This window comes from Mesorhizobium sp. M6A.T.Ce.TU.002.03.1.1 (genome assembly GCF_003997275.1).
GTDB lineage: Bacteria > Pseudomonadota > Alphaproteobacteria > Rhizobiales > Rhizobiaceae > Mesorhizobium > Mesorhizobium mediterraneum.
Genome location: NZ_RZTI01000244.1, coordinates 1 through 3620, shown reverse-complemented (window position 1 = coordinate 3620; position 3620 = coordinate 1). Strand labels below are relative to the sequence as shown.

The 3620-nt window shown below is 64.0% G+C and carries 4 protein-coding genes; all 4 read right to left on the bottom strand.

The features are described 5' to 3' along the window. Positions 1 to 845 (bottom strand): bifunctional diaminohydroxyphosphoribosylaminopyrimidine deaminase/5-amino-6-(5-phosphoribosylamino)uracil reductase RibD (ribD, locus tag EOC93_RS32960; RefSeq protein ID WP_127206701.1); only part of this gene is annotated, 845 nt, incomplete at its 3' end. Between the two features lie 2 nt (positions 846 to 847). After that, complete coding sequence (gene nrdR, locus EOC93_RS32955) at positions 848 to 1324, bottom strand: transcriptional regulator NrdR (RefSeq protein WP_023798407.1); 477 nt, start codon at positions 1322 to 1324, stop codon at positions 848 to 850. 138 nt (positions 1325 to 1462) lie between these two features. Next, a complete protein-coding gene (locus EOC93_RS32950; protein WP_127206702.1) occupies positions 1463 to 2044 on the bottom strand; it encodes a hypothetical protein in 582 nt (193 codons plus the stop codon). A gap of 85 nt (positions 2045 to 2129) precedes the next feature. Next, positions 2130 to 3443 (bottom strand): serine hydroxymethyltransferase, encoded by a 1314-nt coding sequence (gene glyA, locus EOC93_RS32945; RefSeq protein WP_029353390.1) that lies wholly within the window; start codon positions 3441 to 3443, stop codon positions 2130 to 2132. Between the last annotated feature and the right edge of the window lie 177 nt (positions 3444 to 3620).

The window sequence follows — 3620 nt, the reverse complement described above, 5'->3', positions numbered from 1 at the left end:
ATTACTCGCACGCCGGCGCGTCCGAGCGCGCCCCGCCGCTGCTGATCGGCTTCGGCCCAAGCGGCGACATAGAGCGGAACCCGGTCGACGCCGGCGACCAGCTTCGACGTTTCCGGCAGCCTGATCTGGCGGTCGAGCACGATGCGCGCCGGCGAACGGTTTTCCAGCCCCGGCAGCCGCACCGTCAGCGCCGGGTCGTCCTCCAGCGCCGTGCCGATGCCGACCAATATGCCGTCAGCTTCGGCCCGCATCAGATAGACTTCGCGCCGGGCGATGTCGCCGGTGATCGAGACTTGCCCCTGGCCTTCCATGCCAATCTCGCCGTCGCTGGAAAGTGCAAGTTTCAGAATCACTTCCGGGCGCTTCTTGAGAGATCGAATCAGGTAGCCGGCCATCTGCTCGGCGGCCTCGGCCGCGAGCACCTTTTCGACCACTTCGACGCCGGCGGCACGCAGGATCGCATAGCCCTTGCCGGACACGCGTGGATCTGGGTCGCTCGCAGCGCCCACCACCCGCGCGACGCCGGCATTGACCAGCGCATTGGCGCAAGGCGGCGTGCTGCCGTGATGGGCGCAAGGCTCCAGGGTGACATAGGCGGTGGCACCGCGGGCCAGTTCGCCGGCCTCGGCCAGCGCTTCCGTTTCGGCATGCGGCCGGCCACCGACAGCAGTGACACCGGTGCCGACGATCATCGGCCCGGTACCGTCGTCGCGCACGATCAGCGTGCCGACCGAAGGGTTGGTCGAGGTCCGCCCGGCGTTTTTCCGCGACAGCCTGAGTGCCGCCGCCATGAAGCGGCGATCAAGAACCTCTTGTTCGGCTTGAGTGCGCCCGGGCCTTGCCATGCTCAGCCGGCGTCCTCTTCCTTGAGCTCGTCGCCCTTCAGTTCGCCCAGCACATCGTGGAAATCCTTGGCCTCGCGGAAGTTGCGGTAGACTGAGGCGAAGCGCACATAGGCGACGTCGTCGAGCGACTTCAGCGCTTCCATCACCAGGCGGCCGACCTCGCCCGAGGCGACCTCGGTCTCGCCCGAGCTTTCGAGCTGGCGCACGATGCCGGTCACCGCGCGGTCGATGCGCTCGGGATCGACATTGCGCTTGCGCACCGCGATCTCGACCGAGCGCAGCAGCTTGTCTCGGTCGAACGGCACCTTGCGTCCGGACTTCTTCACCACCACGAGGTCGCGCAACTGCACGCGCTCGAAGGTGGTGAAGCGACCGCCGCAATCAGGGCAGACGCGCCGCCTGCGGATCGCCGCGCCATCTTCGGCGGGGCGCGAATCCTTCACCTGCGTATCTTCGGACTGGCAGTAGGGACAGCGCATGGAGAGCCTTGTGTTCGCGATTCTCGTGGAGCGAAAGGCTTAGAGGTTTTTGCCGCGATGGCAAAGTATCGACGATCCCGAGCCTCTGAAATAGCGAGGCGCAAGCAAAATTGCCAGCCCGACGGCAATACCGGTCGACTACGGCGCGACGTCACCGGTCGAGAACCCACATGACGCGCCGAGGCTGCGATAGGCCTTGGTGAAGCCGTCCATCGATACCGTCGCGACCGGCGTGTCGGCGAAAGTGACGTCGAGCGCGCCGGCGCGGCGCATGGCACGCAGCAGCGCCAGGCTGGTCTCGGTCTTGTTGTTCACCATCCATTTCCCGCCGGTAAGGGCATTGACGGTCGCCTTGATCTTGCCGTTGCTGTCGCCGAACACCGCTGGAATGTTCTCGCCAGTCGGCAAGTCCTTGTTCCTCATCGCGATGACGAGGGTCGGATAGCCATCGGGCGGCAGTGCATCACCGTTTGAGATGGCGAGCGTGAGGGTGCCGCTGGTACCGCTCGCGTCGAGAAAGGCGGTCGAGGCGACGCAGGTTTTGCGCAGATCCTCACCGGTATCGATCTCGTCCACGGTGGTGGACCACTTGCCGAAGGTTTCCGTCTTAGGTGCAGTTGGGGTTTGCGCAGACTGTGCCAAGGCGGCCGGCAGCGGCAAGGTGGTCAATGTGGCCAACACGCCAAGCGCGCCAAAACCAGCGACACGGAAAATCTGCATCATCGTCAAGACTCCTGTCCGGACTCCGTCGCCGCTAAAACAGTGCTTCTCCTACGGCCGATAAGAGATGGCACCTTGCGTGAGCTCAACCGAGATAGGGATAGAGCGGAAACCGATCGGTCAGCGCGGCGACTTTCGCCTTCACCGCGGCCTCGACGGCTGCATTGCCTTCGTCGGAATTCGCAGCCTTGAGCCCGTCCAGCACCTCGGCGATCAGCTTGCCGATCTCGCGGAACTCGGCCTGGCCGAAACCACGTGTGGTGCCAGCCGGCGTGCCGAGCCGCACACCCGAGGTGACGAACGGCTTTTCGGGATCGAAAGGAATGCCGTTCTTGTTGCAGGTGATGTTGGCGCGGCCAAGCGCTGCCTCGGCACGCTTGCCGGTGGCGTTCTTGGGACGCAGGTCGACCAGCATCAGATGGTTGTCGGTGCCGCCGGAGACGATGTCGAGACCGGTTTCCTGCAGGCTGGAGGCGAGCGCCTTGGCATTGGCGGCAACGCTCTCGGCATAGAGTTTGAAGCTTGGCTTCAACGCTTCGCCGAAGGCCACCGCCTTGGCGGCGATGACATGCATCAGCGGGCCACCCTGCAGGCCCGGAAACACGGCCGAATTCATCTTCTTGGCGATGTCTTCGTCATTGCACAGGATCATGCCGCCGCGTGGGCCACGCAGCGACTTGTGCGTGGTTGTGGTCACCACATGGGCGTATGGCAGCGGCGACGGATGCACGCCGCCGGCGACCAGGCCGGCAATATGGGCCATGTCGACCATCAGATAGGCACCGATCGAGTCGGCGATCTCGCGAAAACGCTTCCAGTCCCAGACGCGTGAATAGGCGGTGCCGCCGGCCAGGATCAGCTTCGGCTTGGTCTCGTGGGCGGTCTTCTCGATCGCATCCATGTCGAGCAGATGGTCGTCCCTGCGCACGCCGTAGGAAACGACCTTGAACCATTTGCCGCTCATGTTGACCGGCGAACCGTGCGTCAGGTGGCCACCGGAATTGAGATCGAGGCCCATGAAGGTGTCGCCGGGCTGCAGCAGCGCCAGGAACACCGCTTGGTTCATCTGGCTGCCGGAATTCGGCTGGACGTTGGCGAAGTTGCAGCCGAAGAGTTTTTTGGCGCGCTCGATGGCCAGTTCCTCGGCCACGTCGACGAACTGGCAGCCGCCATAGTAGCGCTTGCCCGGATAGCCCTCGGCATATTTGTTGGTCATGATCGACCCTTGCGCTTCCAGCACGGCGCGGGAGACGATGTTTTCCGATGCGATCAGCTCGATCTCGTGGCGCTGGCGGCCGAGCTCGTTGCGGATCGCGCCGAAAATCTCCGGATCGGCATCGGCAAGCGTGGTTTCGAAGAAGGATTCGAATTTGTTCGACACTGCCGCTGCTGTTGCCATGCTTGAGATCCTTGTCGTCCGGGGGTCTGCCGCGCCATTAACACAGTTGCTTCCGCCCCGCCACGTTTGAGGCGCGAAATTTGCTGGCCGGATTGCGGCAGCAAGGCGAAGTGCCGGCTATTTCCTCGCCTGCCGACCCTTCAGCAAGGCCTCGGTGAGCGTGATCTCGGTCAACAG

Coding starts and splice junctions, on each gene's coding strand:
- nrdR (WP_023798407.1), bottom strand. CDS start 1,324: ATGCGCTGTCCCTACTGCCAGTCCGAAGATACGCAGGTGAAGGATTCG.
- EOC93_RS32950 (WP_127206702.1), bottom strand. CDS start 2,044: ATGCAGATTTTCCGTGTCGCTGGTTTTGGCGCGCTTGGCGTGTTGGCC.
- glyA (WP_029353390.1), bottom strand. CDS start 3,443: ATGGCAACAGCAGCGGCAGTGTCGAACAAATTCGAATCCTTCTTCGAA.